Origin of the sequence: Stenotrophomonas indicatrix (genome assembly GCA_041545745.1) — a bacterium.
Lineage (GTDB): Bacteria > Pseudomonadota > Gammaproteobacteria > Xanthomonadales > Xanthomonadaceae > Stenotrophomonas > Stenotrophomonas indicatrix_A.
Window position 1 is genome coordinate 2,429,775 of the sequence record CP168152.1, and the last position, 20,762, is coordinate 2,450,536.

At 65.8% G+C, this 20,762-nt stretch carries 20 protein-coding genes; 7 read left to right on the plus strand and 13 right to left on the minus strand.

All coding sequences use genetic code 11. The features are described from left to right. Positions 1-233: 233 nt before the first annotated feature. Complete coding sequence (locus tag ACEF39_RS11180) at positions 234-3,092, plus strand: autotransporter family protein (protein ID WP_500285072.1); 2,859 nt, start codon at positions 234-236, stop codon at positions 3,090-3,092. Positions 3,093-3,514: 422 nt separating this feature from the next. Further along, the gene (locus ACEF39_RS11185; RefSeq protein WP_500285073.1) at positions 3,515-3,763 is read left to right on the plus strand and encodes a hypothetical protein; all 249 of its coding nucleotides are present in this window, start codon (positions 3,515-3,517) and stop codon (positions 3,761-3,763) included. 54 nt (positions 3,764-3,817) lie between these two features. Here the strand turns inward: ACEF39_RS11185 and ACEF39_RS11190 are convergent, their stop codons facing one another. Both ACEF39_RS11190 and ACEF39_RS11195 read right to left on the minus strand, forming a co-directional pair. After that, positions 3,818-4,141, minus strand: a complete 324-nt coding sequence (locus tag ACEF39_RS11190; protein ID WP_500285074.1) for a thioredoxin family protein — start codon at positions 4,139-4,141, stop codon at positions 3,818-3,820. A 5-nt stretch (positions 4,142-4,146) separates the two neighbouring features. Beyond that, the gene (locus tag ACEF39_RS11195) at positions 4,147-4,563 is read right to left on the minus strand and encodes a baeRF12 domain-containing protein (RefSeq protein ID WP_500285075.1); all 417 of its coding nucleotides are present in this window, start codon (positions 4,561-4,563) and stop codon (positions 4,147-4,149) included. A gap of 610 nt (positions 4,564-5,173) precedes the next feature. Between ACEF39_RS11195 and proP the strand changes: the two genes are divergently transcribed. Further along, positions 5,174-6,661 (plus strand): glycine betaine/L-proline transporter ProP, encoded by a 1,488-nt coding sequence (proP, locus tag ACEF39_RS11200; RefSeq protein WP_500285076.1) that lies wholly within the window; start codon positions 5,174-5,176, stop codon positions 6,659-6,661. A gap of 38 nt (positions 6,662-6,699) precedes the next feature. On the opposite strand, the gene ACEF39_RS11205 is transcribed toward proP, so the two are convergent. From ACEF39_RS11205 to ACEF39_RS11250, 10 genes are all read right to left on the minus strand, one after another. Continuing rightward, positions 6,700-7,332 carry a hypothetical protein gene (locus ACEF39_RS11205; protein WP_500285077.1) on the minus strand — a complete coding sequence of 211 codons (633 nt, stop codon included), beginning with the start codon at positions 7,330-7,332 and terminating at the stop codon, positions 6,700-6,702. Positions 7,333-7,370: 38 nt separating this feature from the next. Continuing rightward, positions 7,371-7,991 carry a hypothetical protein gene (locus ACEF39_RS11210; RefSeq protein ID WP_500285078.1) on the minus strand — a complete coding sequence of 207 codons (621 nt, stop codon included), beginning with the start codon at positions 7,989-7,991 and terminating at the stop codon, positions 7,371-7,373. A gap of 35 nt (positions 7,992-8,026) precedes the next feature. Beyond that, positions 8,027-8,680, minus strand: coding sequence for an ATPase (locus tag ACEF39_RS11215; RefSeq protein WP_500285079.1), 654 nt, complete (start codon positions 8,678-8,680; stop codon positions 8,027-8,029). A 3-nt stretch (positions 8,681-8,683) separates the two neighbouring features. Continuing rightward, on the minus strand, positions 8,684-9,025 hold the full coding sequence (locus tag ACEF39_RS11220; RefSeq protein WP_089235803.1) for a type II toxin-antitoxin system prevent-host-death family antitoxin: 342 nt from the start codon (positions 9,023-9,025) through the stop codon (positions 8,684-8,686). A 97-nt stretch (positions 9,026-9,122) separates the two neighbouring features. Beyond that, positions 9,123-10,583, minus strand: coding sequence for a surface lipoprotein assembly modifier (locus tag ACEF39_RS11225; RefSeq protein WP_500285080.1), 1,461 nt, complete (start codon positions 10,581-10,583; stop codon positions 9,123-9,125). Positions 10,584-10,673: 90 nt separating this feature from the next. Further along, entirely contained in the window at positions 10,674-11,438 is a 765-nt protein-coding gene (locus ACEF39_RS11230; protein WP_500285081.1) for a Slam-dependent surface lipoprotein, read from the minus strand. Between the two features lie 52 nt (positions 11,439-11,490). Continuing rightward, complete coding sequence (locus tag ACEF39_RS11235) at positions 11,491-14,601, minus strand: TonB-dependent receptor (RefSeq protein ID WP_500285082.1); 3,111 nt, start codon at positions 14,599-14,601, stop codon at positions 11,491-11,493. Positions 14,602-14,768: 167 nt separating this feature from the next. Next, positions 14,769-15,722 carry a FecR family protein gene (locus ACEF39_RS11240; RefSeq protein ID WP_500285083.1) on the minus strand — a complete coding sequence of 318 codons (954 nt, stop codon included), beginning with the start codon at positions 15,720-15,722 and terminating at the stop codon, positions 14,769-14,771. Positions 15,723-15,804: 82 nt separating this feature from the next. After that, positions 15,805-16,308, minus strand: coding sequence for an RNA polymerase sigma factor (locus ACEF39_RS11245; protein WP_500285084.1), 504 nt, complete (start codon positions 16,306-16,308; stop codon positions 15,805-15,807). 122 nt (positions 16,309-16,430) lie between these two features. Further along, complete coding sequence (locus tag ACEF39_RS11250; RefSeq protein WP_500285085.1) at positions 16,431-17,357, minus strand: LysR family transcriptional regulator; 927 nt, start codon at positions 17,355-17,357, stop codon at positions 16,431-16,433. Positions 17,358-17,507: 150 nt separating this feature from the next. Between ACEF39_RS11250 and ACEF39_RS11255 the strand changes: the two genes are divergently transcribed. From ACEF39_RS11255 to ACEF39_RS11270, 4 genes are all read left to right on the plus strand, one after another. Continuing rightward, entirely contained in the window at positions 17,508-18,374 is an 867-nt protein-coding gene (locus tag ACEF39_RS11255) for a pirin family protein (RefSeq protein WP_500285086.1), read from the plus strand. Positions 18,375-18,443: 69 nt separating this feature from the next. Beyond that, positions 18,444-19,124 (plus strand): hydrolase, encoded by a 681-nt coding sequence (locus ACEF39_RS11260; RefSeq protein ID WP_500285087.1) that lies wholly within the window; start codon positions 18,444-18,446, stop codon positions 19,122-19,124. 80 nt (positions 19,125-19,204) lie between these two features. Further along, on the plus strand, positions 19,205-19,846 hold the full coding sequence (locus tag ACEF39_RS11265; protein WP_089235814.1) for a hydrolase: 642 nt from the start codon (positions 19,205-19,207) through the stop codon (positions 19,844-19,846). Positions 19,847-19,926: 80 nt separating this feature from the next. Beyond that, positions 19,927-20,325 (plus strand): OsmC family protein, encoded by a 399-nt coding sequence (locus ACEF39_RS11270; RefSeq protein WP_500285088.1) that lies wholly within the window; start codon positions 19,927-19,929, stop codon positions 20,323-20,325. A gap of 34 nt (positions 20,326-20,359) precedes the next feature. Here ACEF39_RS11270 and ACEF39_RS11275 read toward each other — a convergent pair whose 3' ends face one another. Further along, positions 20,360-20,689, minus strand: a complete 330-nt coding sequence (locus tag ACEF39_RS11275) for a hypothetical protein (RefSeq protein WP_500285089.1) — start codon at positions 20,687-20,689, stop codon at positions 20,360-20,362. Between the last annotated feature and the right edge of the window lie 73 nt (positions 20,690-20,762).

Genomic DNA, 20,762 nt, shown 5'->3' on the forward strand with positions numbered 1-20,762 from the left:
CGATTCAGGTGGTGGTCAGATCCTAGCACCGGGGTGGCGTGCTGGCATGCTGCGCTGCGGTTGAGTGTCGGGGACACCCGCGGGGCGGTCGCGTCGAGGTGTTGCGGCCTGTCCATTCCGGCCAAGCCTGCCGGGTAAGTCATGCCCTGACGGGCAGTTGCGTCCTGCCGCAGCAGTCGCTTGTTCGCGTTACGCAGAAACGCCTCCCATCGCATTCCGCGCTTTGCAACAAATTGGATGGTGCCTGCGGCCTCTCCGCTCAACACTGTCTCGACCCGCGCAGCGCCACTCGCGCATCGGCTGGGGCAAGCCCCCCGTTAAAGAAGACCACCACCATGGCAATCTGCCCGATGCCGGTTTTTCCGCCCGCACGAACGCTGCCCATGGCACTGATGGCCGCGCTCGCCATCCCTTCGCCCCACGCGCTGGCCGGCGCTGTTTCGGGACCTGATGCAAGCCATGTTGTCCAGCCCGGCGATCGAGCCGAGGACTGGTTCATCACCGATGGCGCGCTGCTCGAGTTGTCACCCCAGTCCCGAGCCCTGATCGCATTCGTAACCGATTCCCGTCTGAAGGCAACCGATGCCCATATCAATGAAGTGATCGCCACCCGAGGACATGTCAACGTCCGTGGTGGAACGTTGGGCACCCTCGGCAGGGGCACGGTGGCTGCGCGTTTCCGCTACAGCGTGGGCCACCTGGAAGATCTCGACATCATTGCAACTGGCAAAGGCATCGAGGCGCTGCGCAGTGGCACCGAGGTGCATGTCAGCCGATCCACGGTGACCGCCAATCAGGTTGGCGTGGACGCCGCTGACAACGCACAGGTCTTTCTCGATGATGTGCGAGTGGAGGCTACCAACTACTTCGCCAGTACCGGGGTGAAGCTGATGGACAGCAAAGCCTGGATCACCGGCAGCCACATCCAGGCCGGCGACGTGGCGATGACCATGGCCGACAGCAGCGCCGATATCACCAACAGCACCCTCAGTGGCCGCACACTTGGGCTGCAGATCATCGGCAATGCGACTTCCGCGCAGGCGCACGTGAAGGGAGCCTCTATCCTCACAACGAATGGCACCGCAGTGGCGCTGTCTGGTACCGCCAGTCTGACACTCCGTGACAGCCACCTGAGTGGCGAGGGTTCCTACGGCATCGGATTGCGGCTGCAGGACGGCAGTTCGCTCGCCGCCTATGGCGGTCATATCCACGGAGACCTTTCGGCGCTGCGTGTGGAATCAGGCCGTCAAGGCAGTCGCGTCCTGCTCGACGGCGTCCAGGTCAAAGCAAGCACTGGGGATGCGATCCTCGTCACCCCTGTTATCTCGGCGATCATTCCAATCGAGTTACGCGGCGGCACGACAATGAGCGCTGGCAGCGGCACCCTCTTGCGCGCGCAGGCTGGCGCCCAGGTGGACCTGCTGGTGTCTGCCTCTCATCTGGCGGGCAATCTGGTGGGCCACTCAAGCGCCGCGCTGGATGTCACCCTGCGTGATGGCGCTACGTTGATCGGGCAGATCGACCAGGCGCGGGCAGTTGCTGTGCAGGGTGCGCGGTGGCAACTGACTGCCGACAGCCGCATCGACAGCCTGCGGCTCGACCAGGGTGGCCTGATAGCGCTTGGACAGGGTGGAGCATTCCACGTCTTGAACATCCTTGGCGATTTCACCGGCAGTGGTGGCACGATTGTCCTCAATACCGTGCTGGCCGGCGACAACGCACTCACCGACAAACTGATCATCGGCGGCGATACCAGCGGCACCACCCATATACGCGTCAACAATGTGGGCGGTGCCGGTGCGCAGACAGACCGGGGCATCGAGCTGATCCAGGTGGGCGGCGCTTCCAACGGCAAGTTCACCCTGGTTGGCCGTGCCGTAGGCGGACAGTACGACTACTTCCTGCACAAGGGCGCGGCTGGCGATGGCAACTGGTATCTGCGCTCACAGCTACCTCCCCTTCCCGACCCGTGCGAGGCCGATCCGAGCATCTGCACGCCTCCGGTTGATCCGGTTGATCCAGTCGATCCGGTTGATCCAGTCGATCCGGTTGATCCAGTCGATCCGGTTGATCCAGTCGATCCGGTTGATCCAGTCGATCCGGTTGATCCAGTCGATCCGGTTGATCCGGTTGAACCGGTTGGTCCAGTCGATCCAATTGCTCCGACGCCTGTGCTGCGACCCGAGCCCGGCGCCTACCTGGCCAACCTGCGGGCCGCGCAGACGATGTTCCGCCTGGGCCATCACGAGCGCGAGGCTGGCCAGAATGGTGGCCGTGCGTGGGCACGCGTGGAGGGTTCGCGCGGTGGTTTCCAGGCGATCAGCCATCAGCTGGTCATCCGCGGCAACAGCCAGGCGCTGACCGTCGGCGCCGATGTGTGGCGTCACGATTCGGGCAGCAGCGTGGGCGTGATGTTGTCCAGCGGCAACGCCACCAGCACCTCCACCAATGAGCTGACGGGCCATTACGCCTGCGGCAGGGTAAAGGGCGAAGCGCTGGGCATCTACGGCACCTGGCGTGGTGGCATTGGCGCCGACCCATATGCGGGTTTCTACGTGGATGGATCAGTGCAGCGCGCGCAGTTCCGCAACCGGGTGGAAGGCATCGGCCTGGCCGACGAACGCTATGACAGCCGTGCATGGCAGGGTGCGGTGGAAGCCGGCTACGCCTTCCGCGTGGGCGGTGCCAGCAACGGCGGTATCCATCTGGAACCGCAGCTGCAGCTGGGTTACAACCGCTGGGACAGCAACCGCCACACCGAAGCCAACGGCACAGTGGTGACCACCGAAGATGCCGATGGCCTGTTCGGCCGTGCCGGCCTGCGTCTGTACGGTGGGCCGCGCTGGGGCAACGGAACGACCGACGTGCAGCCGTACGTCGCGGCCCACTGGCTGCACACCCGCGCCGAATCGCAGATCCGCATGGATGGTGAGATTGTGGACGCCCGTATTCCGCGTAGCCGTGGCGAGTTCAGTGCCGGTGCGTCGCTGAAGTCCGGCAACGGTGTAAGTACCTGGGTCGGGCTGTCGCTGCAGAAGGCCAGCAGTTTCCACCAGACCAGTGCGCAGGTGGGTGTGAGCTACAGCTGGTAAGGCGTTTCTGGCCTTGCAGGAGCAGCCCTGGCATGCGTTCCGGTCTGCCTTCTGGTGTTTCCGTTAGCGCCCGCGAGCGCGCTCGACGCGACGAAACAGGCGTGTCGCGCCCCGCCTTGTCGCTATCAGGCCGCGTATTGGGCCACGGGCGACATGGGGTTGCGCGCATCTCCGCCGGTTAAATCTACGCATGAAAAATCTACTGGAACTGCGCTGGGTGACGTGCTCAGGATGTCCACGCAGCGGCCAAGCCGCTGCCGGGATTGGAACCCCCGGACCTCAATTGAAGATTCGTCTGTCGTAACTACGGTGGGCGATGCGTGTGGCCGCAAGGCCATCCGGCTTTCTTCAGTTGTGCCGGGGTTCCAACCACGCATCGCTCGCCACCCTTCCGGTGGTCACGTCCCTCAAGGAGCCATCGCATGTCGCATGAACCGCCCATCCTGACCCCGGAAATGGAATCCCTGTTCTTCCGCATCGAGCACGCCCTGAACACCGCCGAGGGCATGGCAATGATGATCGGCCAGAACGAGCCGGCCGACCCACTGGCACATCTGCGCCCGGGCTACAGCCTGCAGAAGATCACGGTTGCGATGATGGCGCTGAGCCAGCATGGCCGGCGGTTGCTGCATGAACTGCGCGAGCAGCATGTGCGGGTGACGCTGCATTGAAGCGGGCAGCGCCGGGGAAGTGAGCCGAGCGTAGCTCGGCTCCATAGGAACCACTCAATCCGGCAGCGCGCTCCGCAGTGTGGCGAGATCTGCCGCATCCACAGGCCGCACCACGCGCGCCACTTCCTTGCCGTCACGCAACAGGATCACCGTCGGCCACAGTTTTACCTGGAACGAGCGGCCCAGCGGCTTGCCCTTGCCGTCTTCGATCTTCCAGTGCGGCAGGTCATGCGCGTCCACGAAGGCCTGCAGCGTTGGTTGCGCGGCCTGGCAATGGCCGCACCACGGCGCGCCGAATTCGAGCAGCAGCCAACCGGCCTGCGCATCCACCTCCGCGCGAGCCGGCTCGGCTGCCATATGGTCACACATGAAGGGCATGCCGGTTACGCCTGCAGCGTGCGCTGGATGTCTTCCAGCGGCGCGTTGGTAAGATCCTTGGCGATGTCGGCCAGCAACCGCGCCTGCGTCTCTTTATGCAGCAAGGGACGGATGCGGCCCAGCGTGGTGGGATCGGCAATCAGCACCAGATGCGCATAACGGTTGTTGAGTGCGTCTTCATTGAGCTGCTCGGCCACCTGCTTGGCGAAGGTCGCCTCGTTGAGCTGCGAGACCGACATGTCCTTGGGCACCGCGCCGGATGGCCCCTGACCGGACACACCCTGTTCGCTGATGTCCTGCAGCCGCAGCTCGCCTTCCTGCTTCAGGGTGAGCTTGTGCTCGTTGCCGACGTTGGTGAACACACGTGCCGAGCCACCATCGGCGACGATAATCAGAGTGCCTTCGGGAATGCGACGGGTCATGCATTACTCCTTGCGTTGGTTCGTGACCACCGTAAAAGCTGTGGCGTGAGCGAGGCGAGCACAACATGTTCATTCGATGTGCGCGGGTCAACTGCATGAACAGGCAACATGGAACGCTGCGTTCGTACTGGCGCGATTCTCGGCACACTCACACTGTAACCGTTATCATGAACGCATGATCGACACGACCCACTGCGCGTCAGCACCTGTTGCTGGCATGCGGGAAGCACTGCCGACCGGCGCTTCGCTTTCCATCACTGCATCCCCCTCGCCTTTCCATCGCCTCGCGCTGGATCCCGGCGGATGACGCCTGCGGGCCCTGCCCCGTCTGTCCCCTGCGCCTGCGACCACCACACGTGCACTGACGTGGTCTGACACGTAAGTGGTCTGACGCGATCGGACCTATCCGTTCGTCCTGCATGTCGTTCTGCGTTCCAGCAGCGGGCAATGCTTGTCGCGTGCGCGGCGTTTGATCGCACACACTTTTCGCCCCGTTCCGGGCCTTCCATTCGATGCCCCTGCGCCTGCTGCGCCTGCATCGCCGTTTCCGACTTTCGGGACATCCGTACCGCCCATCCCACTCCATTTCCATTCTTCCAAGGGAGTCCCCATGCAGGACAACTCCGATGCCCACGCCCATTTCGGCTGGTTCAAACGCCGCCGCCATCTGAAGGTCGACGAGATCACCGTTGTCGACAAACCCATGCTCAAGCGCGCCGTGGGCGCCGCTGCACTGGGCAATGCGATGGAATGGTTCGACTTCGGTGTCTATGGCTATCTCGCCGTCACCATCGGCCAGGTGTTCTTCCCGTCCAGCAACCCCACCGCGCAGGTGATCGCCGCGTTCGCCACGTTCACCGTGGCCTTCCTGGTACGCCCGCTGGGCGGCATGGTCTTCGGCCCCTTGGGCGACCGCTACGGGCGCCAGAAGGTACTGGCCTTCACCATGATCATGATGGCACTGGGCACCTTCGCCATCGGCCTGATTCCCTCTTACGAACGCATCGGCATCTGGGCGCCGGTGCTACTGCTGCTGGCGCGCGTGGTGCAGGGCTTCTCCACCGGTGGCGAGTATGGCGGCGCGGCAACGTTCATCGCCGAGTACTCCACCGACCGCAACCGCGGCCTGATGGGCAGCTGGCTGGAGTTCGGCACGCTGGGCGGCTACATCGCCGGCGCCGGTACGGTCACCGCACTGCACATGCTGCTGAGCAGCGCGCAGATGCTGGACTGGGGCTGGCGCATTCCGTTCCTGGTGGCCGGCCCACTCGGTCTGCTGGGCCTGTACATGCGCATGCGTCTGGAGGAAACGCCGGCGTTCCGTGCCTATGCAGAGGAAGCGGAAAAGCGTGACCACGAACGTCCGGGCCTGGGTGAGCTGCTGCGCGTGCACGGTCGCCAGCTGATCGTGTGCATGGGCCTGGTGCTGGTGTTCAACGTGACCGACTACATGCTGCTGACCTACATGCCCAGCTACCTGAGCGTGACCATGGGGTATGCGGAGAGCAAGGGGCTGCTGCTGATCATCATCGTGATGCTGGTGATGATGCCGTTGAACATCGTCGGTGGCCTTTTCAGCGACAAGCTGGGCCGGCGCCCGATGATCATCGGCGCCTGCATCGCGCTGCTGGTGCTGGCGGTGCCGAGCCTGATGCTGGTGGGCAGTGGCAACGACTGGCTGATCTTCCTTGGGCTGATGTTGCTGGGTCTGGCGCTGGTGTGCTTCACCAGTTCGATGCCATCCACGCTGCCGGCACTGTTCTATACGCCGGTGCGCTACAGCGCGCTGTCCATTGCGTTCAACGTGTCGGTGTCGCTGTTCGGTGGTACCACGCCGCTGGTGACCGCCTGGCTGGTGGAACGCACCGGCGACCCGCTGGTGCCGGCCTACTACCTGATGGGCGCGGCGGTGATCGGCCTGATCACGATGATCTTCGTGAAGGAAACCGCCGGCCTGCCGCTGCGTGGTTCGCCGCCGGCCGTGGGCTGCAACAAGGAGGCTGCCGCGCTGTTGAAGAGCGATGCGCCGGTAACAGTGGATCGCACCCTGCCGCCGTTGCCGGACGTAGCCGAACCGGAACAGGTGACCCCGGCCTGAGTGCGGGAGGCAGCGCCGGGCATTGCCTGGCGCTGCCGTTACAGGCCGTGTGGTGGGTACTCGGCGTCGATACCGTCCCGAGTCAGCGCGCCGGGCACCCAGCGCAGCTTCCAGACGTAATGCCCTGCTTCCGGACAGACATGCTTGCCACCCGTTAGCCAAGGGCAGGTCTTCGCGCCGGCCACTACATTGAACTCGACAATGATCTGATTGCCTTCGATCCTGATTGACTGCACGGCCCCGGGAATCTGCGCCCCTGCATCATTGCCATAGCCGGATTGGCGAATCGCGGCGAAATCTTCAGCATCGACCGCTGACAGGCTTTTAGGATTTTCCTTGCCCCGAGGATCATCTGCTGCCAGTGCCGTCATCACCGCCACCACATTGCTCTGTGCGAACGAGCCACCGGTATAGGTCGATGTGTAGAGATAGATGACCTCCGCACGGCCATCACCGTCCAGATCGGCAACGGCGGTCCACACGGGGCGGAAATCACTTTCGATGTCATCGCCTGGGATACGCCGCAGCGAAGCCTCTGCTGCGTGGAACGCCTGTACCAGGCTCGGCGGCGATGCCTTCGATGCCGCAGATGCCGGGCCACCGCCCACCAGCGCGCAAAGCGCGAATGCGGAAGGCAGAAGGATGGGATGGAAAAATGCAGGTCCGTGCATGGTGTTCTCCTTGGTGAATGGCGCAGCCGGTAATGCGATTACTCGGCGCGGGTCAGCTTGCCCGGGGTCCAGCGGTACACCCAGGCATGCTGCCCTTCTGGTGGGCAGGCTACCTTGCCACGCACGCACAGCTTCGAATTGCGGGTGCTGTTGAAGGTGACGCGGATGCGGTCAGCGTCCATGGTGATCGCTTCCATGTCGCCGGGAATGTGCACAGCAGCGTCATCGGCGTAGCCGGACGCGCGGATCAACGCGTAGGTTTCGTCGTCATAGGCGGATTTTCCCGGTGACGCGGCCTGGACCCGTACATCGCCTTCGGCCAGCGGGGTCATCACCACCAGTTCGTTGAGCCGCATCGCGCTGCCGGTCTGGGTCGCGGTGTAGAGATAAACGATTTCCGGGCGGCCGTCGCCATCGAGGTCGGCATTGCCGGCCCACAGTGGGCGGTAGTCATACTGGCTGTCGGTGCCCGGGTGCAGGCGCAGGGACGCCTCGGCGGTACGACGCGCCTTGTCGTAGCTCATCGGCTCGTTCTTCGCCTCGTCCTTGGCGTCGGCCTGCGTTGCATCCTGGGCCAGCAGCGGTGCCGCCACCGTCAATGCCATGGCCGCCACCAGCGCGCGCAGACCGATGGCCTGCCAGTACTTCCGCTCGTACATCCTTGTTCCCCGATCAATGAATCTGCGGAGTCGGATCATCGCACAGGCGGGCCGGCAAGCGGCGTGCTGTCGGCATGCAGGTCCATCGCGCGCATGACGATGGGCTTGGCCCAGTCCGGGGTGTGCAGCAGCTCCACCACCGACACCGGATACTGCAGGCCCTGGCGATCCAGCGCCAGCACCGGCAAGGGGGCAACACGCCCATAGCGATCGGCTGGCGCGCTGTTGTCATACACATGCAGTTCGGCCAGATGCGGCATCAATGCCAACAGGTTCTCGCGCGCGGAATCGAAGCGTGCGCGGATCTTGTCCTGCGGGATGTCGTGGCCACCGCCAGCAACGCGGGCGGCCACGCGGGCCACATGCAGTTCGACAGTGGCCAACCCGCAGAACCAGATCGCCACGTCGTGCTGGCTGCAGGCCTCGCGCAACAGGTGCGGGATGGTGTTGCCGCCCAAGGTGGTTTCAAAGGCAAAATCGCTGCCGTCGGCGATCGCCTGGCGCAGCCGTCGTGCGCCCTCCTGCCACGCTTCAGCGTTGGCTTCGGGCAACGGCCAGCCCGCCTCCACCAGCCGTCGGGTGAAGCTGTCCGGGTTGTACCAGCCCAGGCCGTCGGCCTCCAGCCAGGTACCGAGCAGCGAACTCTTGCCAGCGCCGTTGACGCCGGCCAACGCCAGGATCCGCCCCATGAGTCAGAGCGGACGGCCGAGCGCGACCTTGTGGCCGCGGCGGATCGGTTTGCCCATCACCTTGCCCAGCCCCTCACCCTGCTGCAGCCCGGCCAGCGCCTGGTCGAACTCGGTACGCAGGCGCGACAGCACGTCGCTGCGCTCTTCGGTATCGCTGCCGCTGGCCCTGGCCAGCAGCTCCTGATAGGTCTTGATGTCCACGATCACCGCTTCGGGGTGGTTGTGGTTGGTGATGACCAGCGCCTGCTTCTCGCGCACGGTACGCATCAGGCTGGGCCAGCCACGGGTCTTGACCGAGGACGCCGGGGCCTTGTCGAGGCCGGGCAGGTCGAGCGGGAGGGTCATGGCACGGCTCCAGCGGAAGGATGTGAGGCCACTATACCCAATTTGGCCAAATTGGGGATAAATGGACCCTGCCGCCCTCCCCGCCCCGGCCGACGGGTCAGAACGCCCGTTCCCATTTCAGGCTCAGCAGACTGCGGTCGTGGCTGTACAGCCAGTCCACGTTGCTGTCGATGCCGGCGTACCGAAGACTCAGGCTGGGCACCAGCCCGGCTACGGCCAAGCGCTCGCTGCGCACGATGGCGATCAGGTTCTGCTCGCTGTCCTGCCGACGCGCTTCCAGCAACGGGCTCCACGCATCGTAGTCCCGCTCACGCAGCGACACGAACACGGTGGCCGTGGTGCCGCTCCACTGGCGTGCTGCACCCACGCGCAGGCCGCGTTGCCGGTAGCCATTGGCGGGATCGGCGGCGCTGCTGTCACTCAGGTCGAGCCCGGCGAACACCGTCCAGCGCGGGTTGAGCGCGCGGAACCAGGTGGCGTAGATCGCCGCCAGTTCGCCGTCGTAGTTGCTGGCCAACCCCTGCTGTCGATAGCGCTGGCGTTTCCAGTCGGCTTCCAGTTTCAGCAGGCTGCGCGCATCGGCGGCGAACTGCCATTCGCCATGCACGCCGGCACCGCCCTGCAGCGCTTGGTTGCCCAGTCCCTGGTAATCGTAGCTGGGCGCCAGCAGCGCGGTATGCCGTGCGCTGCGCCAGCTGTAGCCGGCCTGCACGCTGGCATTGAGCTCGTTGTAGTCGCTGTGCCCGCGCCACGCCTGGCCGAACGCCAGCCCGCGCAGGTACAGCCCATGGTGGCCGGCCAACGGCACGCGCCGTTCCAGGCTGGCGTCGTAGTCCAGGCCGAATGCTGCCTGTGCATCGGGCAACCGGCGTTCGATGAAACAGGTGGTGCCGTCACCGAACAGGCAGGTACGGCTGGCCGAGCTGCGGTTGATGTTGTCGCTCCAGGCCGTGCCAGCGGCGATACCGCCCTTCCAGCGCTGGCGCGCCTGCAGGGCCTGCAGGTAGCCGTCCACCCGCGTACGCACGCCCGCCGTTGCCGGATCGTCGCCATCGATGCCGGCTGCGATCGCCTCGAACAGGGCGATGGCATCGCGGTCGCGCTGGTCTTCGGCATGGACACGCGCCAGTTCCAGCCGCGCCGGCAGGAAGTCCGGCTGCGCGGCGAGCACGGCCTCGTATTCGGCGGCGGCCCTGCGGTGCTGTCCAGCCACCCGCGCCAGCGCGCCCTGCGCGTAGTGGCGCAGCAGCGGATCGTGGCCGGGCAGTTCGATGTACTCGGCCAGGAAGGCAGCCACCGCCTGCCATTGCTGGTGCTGCAGCGAGAGATAGAGCGCCTGGCCGAGGTCGTCGACTGTGCGCTCCACGCGGTACTGCTGGCCGTCGAGGGTGATGGTCGGCCGCTCGTGCTCGACCCGGCGCAGGCGTTGCTGGTCCTGCTGCTGATGACGCAGCTCGCTGCCCTGTTTGAGCACGCGGCGCAGATCATCCTGCTGGGCGCGGGCATCGTTGACCGGCCATGCCAGCAGCAGGACTAAAAGAAAGAGAAGGTGGCGCATGTTCGATCCGGTTGAAGCACTATCGCGGGCCGAAGCAGGGACTGGCGGATCGCGGCTTGTCCCTGCCCTGCCCCGTCAGGGGCGTGGCGATCAGTTCTTGCTGCCGCCGAAGGCGGTGTCGTACTGGCTGTTGCCGGCGAAGGTGGCGATGCCGGCCAGGGTGGCGGCGTTGGCACCGAAGAACTGGCCCTGGCTGGTGCCGGCAACCGTACCGTTGGCCGTTGCCGAACCGGCGAACGACGCGTTGGCGCTGTTGATCGATGCAGCCACGGCCACGGTCAGGCCCGAGCCGGCCAGCGCGCCGTTGAGGCTGCCGGTGCCGAAGTCAGCGCGGAAGGTACCGCTGAGCAGGTTGCTGCCGTTGAACGTGTTGAGGCCTGCGACGGCGTAGGTGGCCACGCCTGCCGGCAGCGTGGTGCCCGCGCGGTCACCGGCGAAGTAGACCTGGCGGTTGTTGAAGCCGCCAGCCGCGCCATCCTTGGACCATTCGCCGAACCAGACATCACCACTACCGACCTTGACGAAGTTGAAGTGGCCCATGCCGGCGTGGCTGCCCGGGGTACCGGTGATCGGCATGGCGAGGGTGCGCACGGTGGTGCCGTTGATGACGGTGGGTGCCGAGTAGGCGCTCAAGCCCTGGAAGTCCACACGCGTGCCACCCGAGACGGTGCCGACGCCAATACCGGCCTTGCCTGCCGAGTGCGGGCCACCATTGACCTGCGATTCGCCGACGTTGACGTTCAACTGCGGATCGGTGATGGCGCTGGCCGCACCGACGATATCGGCAGCGTGGGCGGCACCGGCCAGGGCCAGGCTGGCGGCGACGGCAAGCAGGGAACGGGAGATCATTTTCATGGAAAAACTCCTTGGATTGAGGGAACTACAGGTACAACGCTTGCGGTGGAACTCAGAAGCGCGCAGTGAGCGCAAGCTTGACGGTGCGACCCGGCGCCGGCAGCGTGGAGCGCGTGGCCGGGTCGACGTAATAGCGGTTGCCGAGATTGCTGCCGACCAGTTCAACGCTGGCGTGGTCGTTGAAGCGCCAGCGCGCATAGGCATCCACGGTGGTGATGTTTCCCCAGGTGAACGGCACGTTCTGCCAGAGCAGGCTGCTGCCACCGGCCAGCAGACGATCGCGGTAGACCTGCAGGTCCGGGTTGTCGTGGCTCCGGTAGTGCACGATGCGGCTGCCCAGTTCCAGCCGCTCATCGAACAGGCGCGTGCCCAGTGACAGATTCACCGACAGCTTGGGAATCGCCTGGGTCAGCAGGTAGCCACCCACGAAACCGTCCTGTACGCAGTTCGGCACCAGCCCGCGGTTGGCGTCGAGCAGCACCGCGCTGCTCTCGTCGCACACCTCGTTTTCCAGCGTGCGCGCGATACCCAGGTCGCTGAAGAAGCGTCGATTGTCGAAGCGCGCCTGCAGTTCGATGCCACGGATGGTCTGCTTGTCGATGTTGTCGAACAGGAAGTAGGCGTCGCGCTCGATCACATCGCGCGTCTTGTGCACGTAGTAGGCCAACTTGACGTCGGCATCGGCGGTTCCGCCGAACAGCGCGGACAGATTGTGTACATAGCCCAGCTCGTAGTTGTAGGCGTGCTCGGGTTTGAGCGCGTACAGCGGATTGAGGCTGCTGGAGAAGGCAATGGTGCTCTCGAACATGCTCGGGAAGCGCACCGCCTCGCTGTAGCGCAGGTAGATGCGCGCGGCCGGCGACAGGTTTACCGTTGCCGAAAAGGTGGGCAGCCAGGCATGGTCGCGACGGCGGGTATTGCGTCCATCCACCGGCCGCGACTGCACTGTGTTGCGGATGCTGCAGACCAGGTCGCTGCCGGGGAACAGCGGCAGCGTGCCGGGGATGGCAGCCACTTCGCCATTGAGGCACGGATTGGTGGCACGGGAGTAGTTGCCGTCGGCATCGGGCAGCCAGGCGATGGTGTGCTCCACCGGCTGTGGCGTCTGGTAACCCTGCAGCAGGCCACGGATCGCATCGTCGACGAACCAGCCCATGCCGATGCTCTCCCAGAAGGCGCGCTCGGCTTCGAGCGAATCCACCTGCGCCTGCACGCTGGCTGGGCGCTCCGGCAGCTCATTGACCCGGTAGCTCGCCTGCTTGCCGCCCACCCCGCGGGTCAGCAGTTCAGGATGTTCGCCGAGGAAGTCATCAAAGGCCCAGTAGCGGCTGTAGCGCACGCCGGCATTGAGGGTGAGGAAATCGACCGGCCGCCACTCCAGCGTGAGGTAGCCCTCGCCTTCCTGGCGACGGCCCGCGCGCGGGTACATGCGCCAGCCATCACTGACACCGAAGTACGGGTCTCCCGACCCCAGTTTTTCATACTGCCAGTTGCCGCCCACGGTCAGGTCAAGCGTGGAATGCAGGCCGAAGCGGTTGCTCAGGGTCAGCCCGGTACGGTCGTTGCGCGCATTGGCCAGCGCGGTGTTGCGCAGGATCGGGCTGCGGCTGGGATCCCAATCTGGATTGCCCGAGGCGAAGTTGGGGAAGCCACCGGCGGTGTAGGTATCGCTGTTGGTTTCGGTCCGCCACAGGTTGGCGCGCAGGTCGAGCCAACGACTGCCGGCCGGCTGCCAGCGGTACTCCAGGTTCCAGGCATCCGAATCGACCCGGCTGAGTGGCCACTGGATGCGCCCGTAATCCGGTGCGGACAGGATGCGCGAGGGCATGATCTCGCCGTAGTGCGAGAGCGTGTGCCGCCAGGTTGCCTTGAGCTGCTGGTCATCGCTGATCTGCCAGGTGGCCTTCAACAGCCACGACTCCTGTTCGCTGGAGGTGTTGGGGACTTCATCACCCGGCTTGAAGTAACGCGCCAGCGTGGTGATGTAATCGATGCCCTGGTATTCGTACTGCTCGCGCGAGTCCTGGTCGTAGTAGGCACTGCCCTTGCTGCCCGAAAAATAGTTGCCGCGCTTGCGCCACGCGTAGGCCGCCATCACGTCCAGCCGCTCACCGCGCCAGCCCAGCGCCAGGCGCCAGGCCTGGTCATCGCCATCGAACGGGTTGTCGCCGCTGCGCGATTTCACCGGCACCACCAGGGTGCGGTCAGCATAGGGCGAGGCCGGCGACGACTGCGGGAAACCATCCACCGTGCGGTAGTCCTCACCGGTGTGCAGCCGTGGCAGGCGCGGTGACACCGCATTGCTGCTGCCTTCGATCTTCAGCTCCCCGCCGAAGCGCTCGCCGGCCGGCACGATGTCGTCGACGTCGAGGGTCTTGATGACCATCGCTCCGCCGATACCGCTGTGTACATCGCGCACCAACGCTGGCCCCTTGATGACCTGGATGCCACCAATCAGGTTGGGATCGATGTAGTTGCGGTTGCTGACGCCGTTGTAGCCCCGCCATACGGTCAGCGCCTGCTCGCCACCGTCGATGCTGACCGGCACCCGCCCCGGCCCCTGGATACCGCGGATGTTGAGGTCCAGCGCGCCGCTGTTGCGGGCGTCGCCGCTGAACACGCCGACCAGGTCCTTGACCACATCGGCCGGGTTGGCGCCGCGATAGCGCTCCACCCGGTCGCGACCGGAATAGGCCGTGCTCAGGTCGAGCGCGAACACGTCGTCGTATCCCCAACGATCACGTGTTTCGCCGCCGTCGGCCTGCAGGCGCCCGCCCACTTTCAGCGTATCGGTGACCACCACCCCGCCGTCAGCGGCGGCGGCCTGCAGGGTCCAGGTGCCGCCCGGCTCCTGCTGCGCACGCAGGCCACTGCCCTGCAGCAACTGGCCCAGTGCTTCGGTGGGGCTGTACTGGCCCTGCACTGCGCGCGAGCGCCGCCCTTCCACCAGATCGCTGCGGAACACCACCTGCACCTGCGACTGGCGGCCGAAGCTGCGCACTGCGTCGGACAAGGCCTGTTCGGGAATGGCATACGTGCGCACGGAGGCAGTAGCCGCCTGGGCGCGGGCGGTCGGCGCCCAAGCGAAGGGAACCAGTGCCGTGGCGATGGCCAGGGCGAGGACGGTGGCGCGGCGATGACGGGCAGATGCCGGGAACGGCATGAACGGTGACTCCTCAAGGTGACGGGACCGTGCGCACATCGGGTGCACGCGGTTCGGTTGGCTTGAGAAGAAACGCGGTTTCGCTCTGGCTATACCACTAGAGACAAGGCGGGGCCGGATCTGCCCACGGTTTTTTTGTTGACCGGCAGATCATCCACCCCTCGACATCACCACAACAACAACGCGCCGCCCGGCAGGCGCTGGCTGCGCAGACCGGCCTGCTGGGCCACGGCGGCAATTGCCGCATCAGGCTGCTGCAGATGGAACAAGCCACTCACCGCCACCTGCGCGCCCTGCCCGCGCAGAACCCAGACCGGCGCGCGCCGATAGCGGGCAAGGCGCTCGATCGCCTGTTGCGCAGGCAGATCATCAATGACGATCTCGCTGCGCCGCCACGGTGCGATGGCCTCCACATCGGTCAGCTGCAGCGGTTGCAGCCAGCGGCCATCACGGAACGCACGTGCCTGCCCAGCCTGCAGCCGCTGCGCGGCGGCATGACCCGGCCGGATCTCGACTTCGCCCTGGCTGACCTCGGTGGTCACCACCGCATCCTGCAATGCGACGCTGAAGGCCGTGCCGATGTCACGGATCTCGCCACCACCGGCCTCCACCCGGAACGGTCGTGCTTCGTGCGCGACCTGGAACCAGGCGCTGCCACGCAGCAACTGCAGGCGGCGCTGGCCGGCGCTGAAATCAAGCGCCAGCGCGCTGCCTGCATCCAATATGGCGGTGCTGCCATCCTGCAGCTGCACCGTGCGCGGCGCGTTGCCGCTGCGCACATCGCTGTGGACCAGCAACCACGCGTGCGGCGCCACCGTCACCGAAAGCAGCAGCACCGCCGCACTGGCCAGCAGCCAAGGCAGTCGACGACGTGGCTGCAGCGGCCGCAGCGCGGGTTCGGCAGTCAGTTCCGGAAGCGCAGCCAGGACATCCGGGCCGGCGGCATCCAGTCCTTGCCAGAAGGCCTGCTGCTGGCGCCAGGCATCGGCATGCCGGGGATCGGCCTGCAGCCAGCGTTGCAGGGCGCGTTGCCGGCGCTCCGTCAACCGGCCCGCATTGCACCGTATCACCCAGCGCAACGCCTGCCTGGCCTGACGCGGCGAGGGTATGGACGTAGTCATGATTGTGGCCTGCGGCACCACCAATGGGTGCGCCTTACAGTTGAGACAACGGCGAGCGGCATCTGCCCACGGCACATGCAGGTCATGCGCGGCTTCCCCGCTGCTGTTGCTGGATGAGCAGGGCTGCGCGCAGCACGTACTTGCCCACCACACTCTTGGAAATACCCAGGCGCACGGCGATCTCGCGCTCGCTCAGGCCCAGGTAGCGGTTGAGCACGAAGCACTCGCGCACCTGTGGCGGCAGCGCCAGGATGGTCTGGCTGATCTCGCGCAGCTGGGCCTGGTCCAGCGCCTGCGCCTCACCATCATTGCTGGCATCGGCCAGGTCGCTGGCGTACTCCGCCATCGCCCGCCGTTCGCGCGCGTCGGCCTGGCTGCGGTTGAGCGCGTGGTGATAGGCCATGCGGTACAGATACCCGCGCGGTTCCAGGATCGGCGGGTCGCCGGGCACGCTGCTGGCCTTCAGATAAAGGTTCTGCAGGGTGTCCTCGGTACTGGCCGGGTCGAGGTAGCGGGCAATGAAGCGGGACAACGCACGGCGCTCGCGGATCAACAGCTCGATCAGCGCCAGGGCATTGGGAGACATAAGTGCCAAGGCCGGACCGGGGAATGATGGGCGTGATGGCGACGGTCCGGACCGGGAGTGTAGGCGGCAACCGCCGATCCTGCACCCCCGGTCATCCGCCACGCTGCACGCACGGCGTGGATCTACGGCTCTTCCAGCGCCTCGAAGCGCTCGGCCAGGTAATCGATCAACGCGCGCACCGCCGGCAGCAGGCCGCGCCGCGAGGGGAACACGGCATGCACGATGCCGTGCCTGGGCTGCCACTGCGGCAGGATCGGCACCAGCGCGCCACTGGCCAGTTCGTCGGTGATCATCATCCGCGGCAGCATCAGCACGCCGACACCGGCCACCGCCGCACTGCGCAGGGCGATCATGTCATCGCTGACCAGTCGCGGACGGTGGTGCACGCTGGCCTGGACGTCCTCTGGCCCGGCGTAGTCCCAGGCATGCATCTGGGCCGGCGATGCCAGGTCCACGGTCGGCATCATCGCCAGATCGGCCGGCACCTTCGGCGTACCCATACGCTTGAGCAGGGCCGGACTGGCAGCGGTACACCAGATGCGACGGGCCAGCACGCGCACCACCAGGTCGCTGTCCTCCAGCGGTGGCGGGCGCACCCGGATGGCCACGTCCACGCCCTCGCCCACCACGTCCACGCGCCGGTTGGTGGCATCCAGTTGCAGGGTCACCTGCGGATGCAGGGCCAGGAAGTCAGCCAGCATGCCGCCAATGCGCGCGTGCAGCAGTGCGATCGGACAGGCCAACCGCAGCACGCCTCGCGGCTCGGCGCGTGACAGCGCGATGGCTTCCTCGGCTGCTTCGGCCTCCACCAGCATCGCCTTGCAGTGCCGGTAGTAGTCCTGGCCGATCTCGGTGACCGAAAAGCGGCGGGTGGAACGTTGGATCAGGCGGACACCCAGCCGCTCCTCCAGCAGGGCGATGCGGCGGCTGAGCTTGGACTTGGGCATGGCCAGTGCGCGCCCTGCCTGCGAGAAGCCGCCGTGCTCGACCACCATGGCGAAGTAGAACAGGTCATTGAGGTCGCAGCGGCGGATGTCGGCGATGAACACGGGACGATCTCCTGCGGCCCTTGCCGGGCCTTCATCGTTCACGAAATAGGACTATGACGGCAAATTCTGCCGACTACCGGGCCCATTGTCACGACGATATCGTCTCCGCAACGAAAAACAGCGACCGGTTGCCCCGGTCAGGAGATCGCCATGAAGCGTGTCACCGGTACCTACAGCGCCCCCCGCCCGCACTGGGTGGGCGACGGCTTCCCCGCCCGTTCGATGTTCTCCTACAACACCCACGGCCAGCACCTGAGCCCGTTCCTGCTGCTGGACTACGCCGGGCCGTACAGCTTCCCGCCCAGCGAAACCCCGCGCGGGGTCGGCCAGCATCCGCATCGCGGCTTCGAGACCGTCACCATCGTCTACGAAGGCGAAGTCGCCCATCGCGACTCGACCGGTGCCGGCGGCACCATCGGCCCGGGTGACGTGCAGTGGATGACCGCTGCCGCCGGCATCCTCCATGAGGAATTCCACACGCCGGAATTCAGCAAGCGCGGCGGCACGCTGGACATGGTGCAGCTGTGGGTGAACCTGCCGGCCAAGGACAAGATGGGTGCGCCGGGTTACCAGACTCTGCTCGATGCGCAGATTCCTTCGGTGGCCTTGGCCGACGGTGCAGGCCGCGTACGCGTCATCGCCGGGGCATTCGATGGCCATGCTGGACCGGCACGTACCCATACCCCCATGGACGTGTGGGACATCCGCCTGCTGCAGGGCCAGCACGCTGAACTGCCGGTGGCCGATGGCCGCACCCTGGCGCTGGTGGTGCTCAAGGGCACGGTGCGGATCAACGGCGGCCAGGCAGTCGGCGAAGCACAGCTGGTGACCTTCGACCGCAGCGGCGAAGACGTGTTCATCGATGCCGACAGCGACGCCACGCTGCTGCTGCTCAGCGGCGAACCGATCGACGAGCCGGTGGTGGGCTATGGGCCGTTCGTGATGAACACCCAGGCCGAGATCAGCCAGGCCGTCAACGACTTCAACGGCGGCCGCTTCGGCCAGATCGCGCACTGATCCACTGCATTGCGGTGGGCAACCGCCCGCCGCCTTCCGGGCCTTCGCCCCCTCCCCAGGAGATTGACCATGAGTACCCCCGCCAACTTCAACGGCGCCCGCCCGGTGATCGACCCGGACAACGCCGCGATGCTGCTGATCGACCACCAGAGTGGCCTGTTCCAGACCATCGGTGACATGCCGTTCACCTCCGTACGTGCGCACGCCACCGCCCTGGCGAAGATGGCCACGCTGGCGAAAATGCCGGTGATCACCACCGCGTCGGTACCGCAGGGACCGAACGGCCCGCTGATCCCGGAGATCCATGACGCCGCACCGCATGCGCAGTACGTAGCACGCCGCGGCGAGATCAATGCGTGGGACAACCCCGAGTTCGTCGCCGCGGTGAAGGCCACCGGCCGCAAGCAGCTGATCATCGCCGGCACCATCACCAGCGTATGCATGGCCTTCCCCTCGATTGCCGCCGTCGCCGACGGCTACCAGGTGTTTGCGGTGGTCGACGCCTCCGGCACCTATTCGAAGATGGCCGAGGAAATCACATTGGCGCGCGTGGTGCAGGCCGGCGTGGTACCGATAGATACCGCTGCGGTCGCCTCGGAAATCCAGCGCACCTGGAACCGTGAGGATGCCCAGCAGTGGGCGGCGATCTACACGCAGATCTTCCCCAACTACCAGCTGCTGATCGAGAGCTACCAGAAGGCCCAGGACGTGCAGAAGAACCACGAGCAGCTGGATTCGCAGCGCAGCTGAGTCCCCTGCATCCACGGCGATTTCCGCCTGCCGGCATGCCGCCGGCTCCACCGCAAGCCACCCCCGACCAGGACACCCTCATGGCCAGTGAACCGATCCGCGACCCCGTCAGCGACCACCTGCTGACCCCGCAGAATTCCGCCTTCATCATCATCGACTACCAGCCGGTACAGGTGAACTCCATCGCCTCGATGGACCGCCAGCTGCTGGTCAACAACATTGTCGGCACCGCCAAGGCGGCGGTCGCCTACGGCCTGCCGATCGTGCATTCAACCGTGAACGTGCAGACCGGCCTGAACAAGCCGCCGATCCCGCAGCTGCGCAAGGTGCTGGGCGACCACCCGACCTACGACCGCACCACCATCAATTCCTGGGAAGACGTCGAGTTCCGCAAGGCGGTGGCAGCGACCGGCCGCAGGAAACTGATCATGACCGCGCTGTGGACCGAAGCCTGCCTCACCTTCCCCGCACTGGATGCGCTGAAGGAAGGGTATGAAGTCTACGTGGTGGTCGATGCGGTCGGCGGCACCTCGCTGGCCGCGCATGATGCCGCGCTGCGCCGCATCGAACAGGCCGGTGGCCAGTTGATCAGCGTGACGCAGCTGTTCTGCGAACTGCAGCGCGACTGGGTACGGGCGGAGACGGTGCCAGCCTTCATGAACCTCTTCATTGAAACCGGTGGTACGGCCGGCATCCAGTTCTCGTACGATCGTACGGAGTGATTCCGTGGCGGCTCCGGCTCCGGCTGGCGCCGCCTTTTCCTGCAGCCGGGCATGGCTCGGCGCTACAACCGGGGATTCCCATGGCCTACGCACGCATTGTTTCGACCGCCGACAACTACCTGCACCACATCAGCAACGGCCATTTCGATGTCGCGGCCGATGAGCCGGCCTCGCTCGGTGGCCAGGGCAAGGGCTTCGCTCCGTTCGACCTGTACCTGGCCTCGCTGGCCGCGTGTACCGCCATCACCCTGCGCATGTATGCCCAGCGCAAGGGCTGGGAGCTGGGCGAGTTCCACGCCGAGCTGCGTTCCGAACGTGATGCGGACGGGCGCTTCCACGTGCACCGCGTGCTGCATGCCACCGCCGAGCTGAGCGATGCGCAGTGGCGGCGGTTGCTGGAGGTGGTGGAAAAGACTCCGGTGACGCTGGTGATGCGTGAGGGTGCACGGATCACCAGCGAGCGCGGGGCGGCAGCATAAGCGCATCCACGCATGGCGTGGATCTACTGGCCCCTCAACGCCGTGAATGCAGCACGGTGCGCTGGCGCATGGCGTTGAATTCCTGTTCGACCTGCAGGATGTCTTCGACCTGGAAGCCGGCGGCATCCAGCAGCTGATCGGCGGCAGCGGCAGCCAGCGGATCATCGTCGCGCTGGCGCCAGCAGCGTGCCGGCAGGAAATAGCCGACCTCGCTGCGCCCGCGCATGATGACGACCGGGCGCCCTGCATACAACAGGAATTCGGCCAAGTGCTGGCGCAGTCCCTCCACCGAGACATAGGCCGGCCCGATGCCCAGTGTCTGCGCGGCGGGCTCGGAACTCTCGAACAGCTTGCGACGGCTCATCCACTCCTCCTTTGTGCAACGCGTGGTCTTCCTTCCCTAGACGGGCGCGTCGCCGCGCCCCCGCCACACGTGT

Coding starts and splice junctions, on each gene's coding strand:
- ACEF39_RS11185 (WP_500285073.1), top strand. CDS start 3,515: ATGTCGCATGAACCGCCCATCCTGACCCCGGAAATGGAATCCCTGTTC.
- ACEF39_RS11190 (WP_500285074.1), bottom strand. CDS start 4,141: ATGCCCTTCATGTGTGACCATATGGCAGCCGAGCCGGCTCGCGCGGAG.
- ACEF39_RS11195 (WP_500285075.1), bottom strand. CDS start 4,563: ATGACCCGTCGCATTCCCGAAGGCACTCTGATTATCGTCGCCGATGGT.
- proP (WP_500285076.1), top strand. CDS start 5,174: ATGCAGGACAACTCCGATGCCCACGCCCATTTCGGCTGGTTCAAACGC.
- ACEF39_RS11205 (WP_500285077.1), bottom strand. CDS start 7,332: ATGCACGGACCTGCATTTTTCCATCCCATCCTTCTGCCTTCCGCATTC.
- ACEF39_RS11210 (WP_500285078.1), bottom strand. CDS start 7,991: ATGTACGAGCGGAAGTACTGGCAGGCCATCGGTCTGCGCGCGCTGGTG.
- ACEF39_RS11215 (WP_500285079.1), bottom strand. CDS start 8,680: ATGGGGCGGATCCTGGCGTTGGCCGGCGTCAACGGCGCTGGCAAGAGT.
- ACEF39_RS11220 (WP_089235803.1), bottom strand. CDS start 9,025: ATGACCCTCCCGCTCGACCTGCCCGGCCTCGACAAGGCCCCGGCGTCC.
- ACEF39_RS11225 (WP_500285080.1), bottom strand. CDS start 10,583: ATGCGCCACCTTCTCTTTCTTTTAGTCCTGCTGCTGGCATGGCCGGTC.
- ACEF39_RS11230 (WP_500285081.1), bottom strand. CDS start 11,438: ATGAAAATGATCTCCCGTTCCCTGCTTGCCGTCGCCGCCAGCCTGGCC.
- ACEF39_RS11235 (WP_500285082.1), bottom strand. CDS start 14,601: ATGCCGTTCCCGGCATCTGCCCGTCATCGCCGCGCCACCGTCCTCGCC.
- ACEF39_RS11240 (WP_500285083.1), bottom strand. CDS start 15,722: ATGACTACGTCCATACCCTCGCCGCGTCAGGCCAGGCAGGCGTTGCGC.
- ACEF39_RS11245 (WP_500285084.1), bottom strand. CDS start 16,308: ATGTCTCCCAATGCCCTGGCGCTGATCGAGCTGTTGATCCGCGAGCGC.
- ACEF39_RS11255 (WP_500285086.1), top strand. CDS start 17,508: ATGAAGCGTGTCACCGGTACCTACAGCGCCCCCCGCCCGCACTGGGTG.
- ACEF39_RS11260 (WP_500285087.1), top strand. CDS start 18,444: ATGAGTACCCCCGCCAACTTCAACGGCGCCCGCCCGGTGATCGACCCG.
- ACEF39_RS11265 (WP_089235814.1), top strand. CDS start 19,205: ATGGCCAGTGAACCGATCCGCGACCCCGTCAGCGACCACCTGCTGACC.
- ACEF39_RS11270 (WP_500285088.1), top strand. CDS start 19,927: ATGGCCTACGCACGCATTGTTTCGACCGCCGACAACTACCTGCACCAC.
- ACEF39_RS11275 (WP_500285089.1), bottom strand. CDS start 20,689: ATGAGCCGTCGCAAGCTGTTCGAGAGTTCCGAGCCCGCCGCGCAGACA.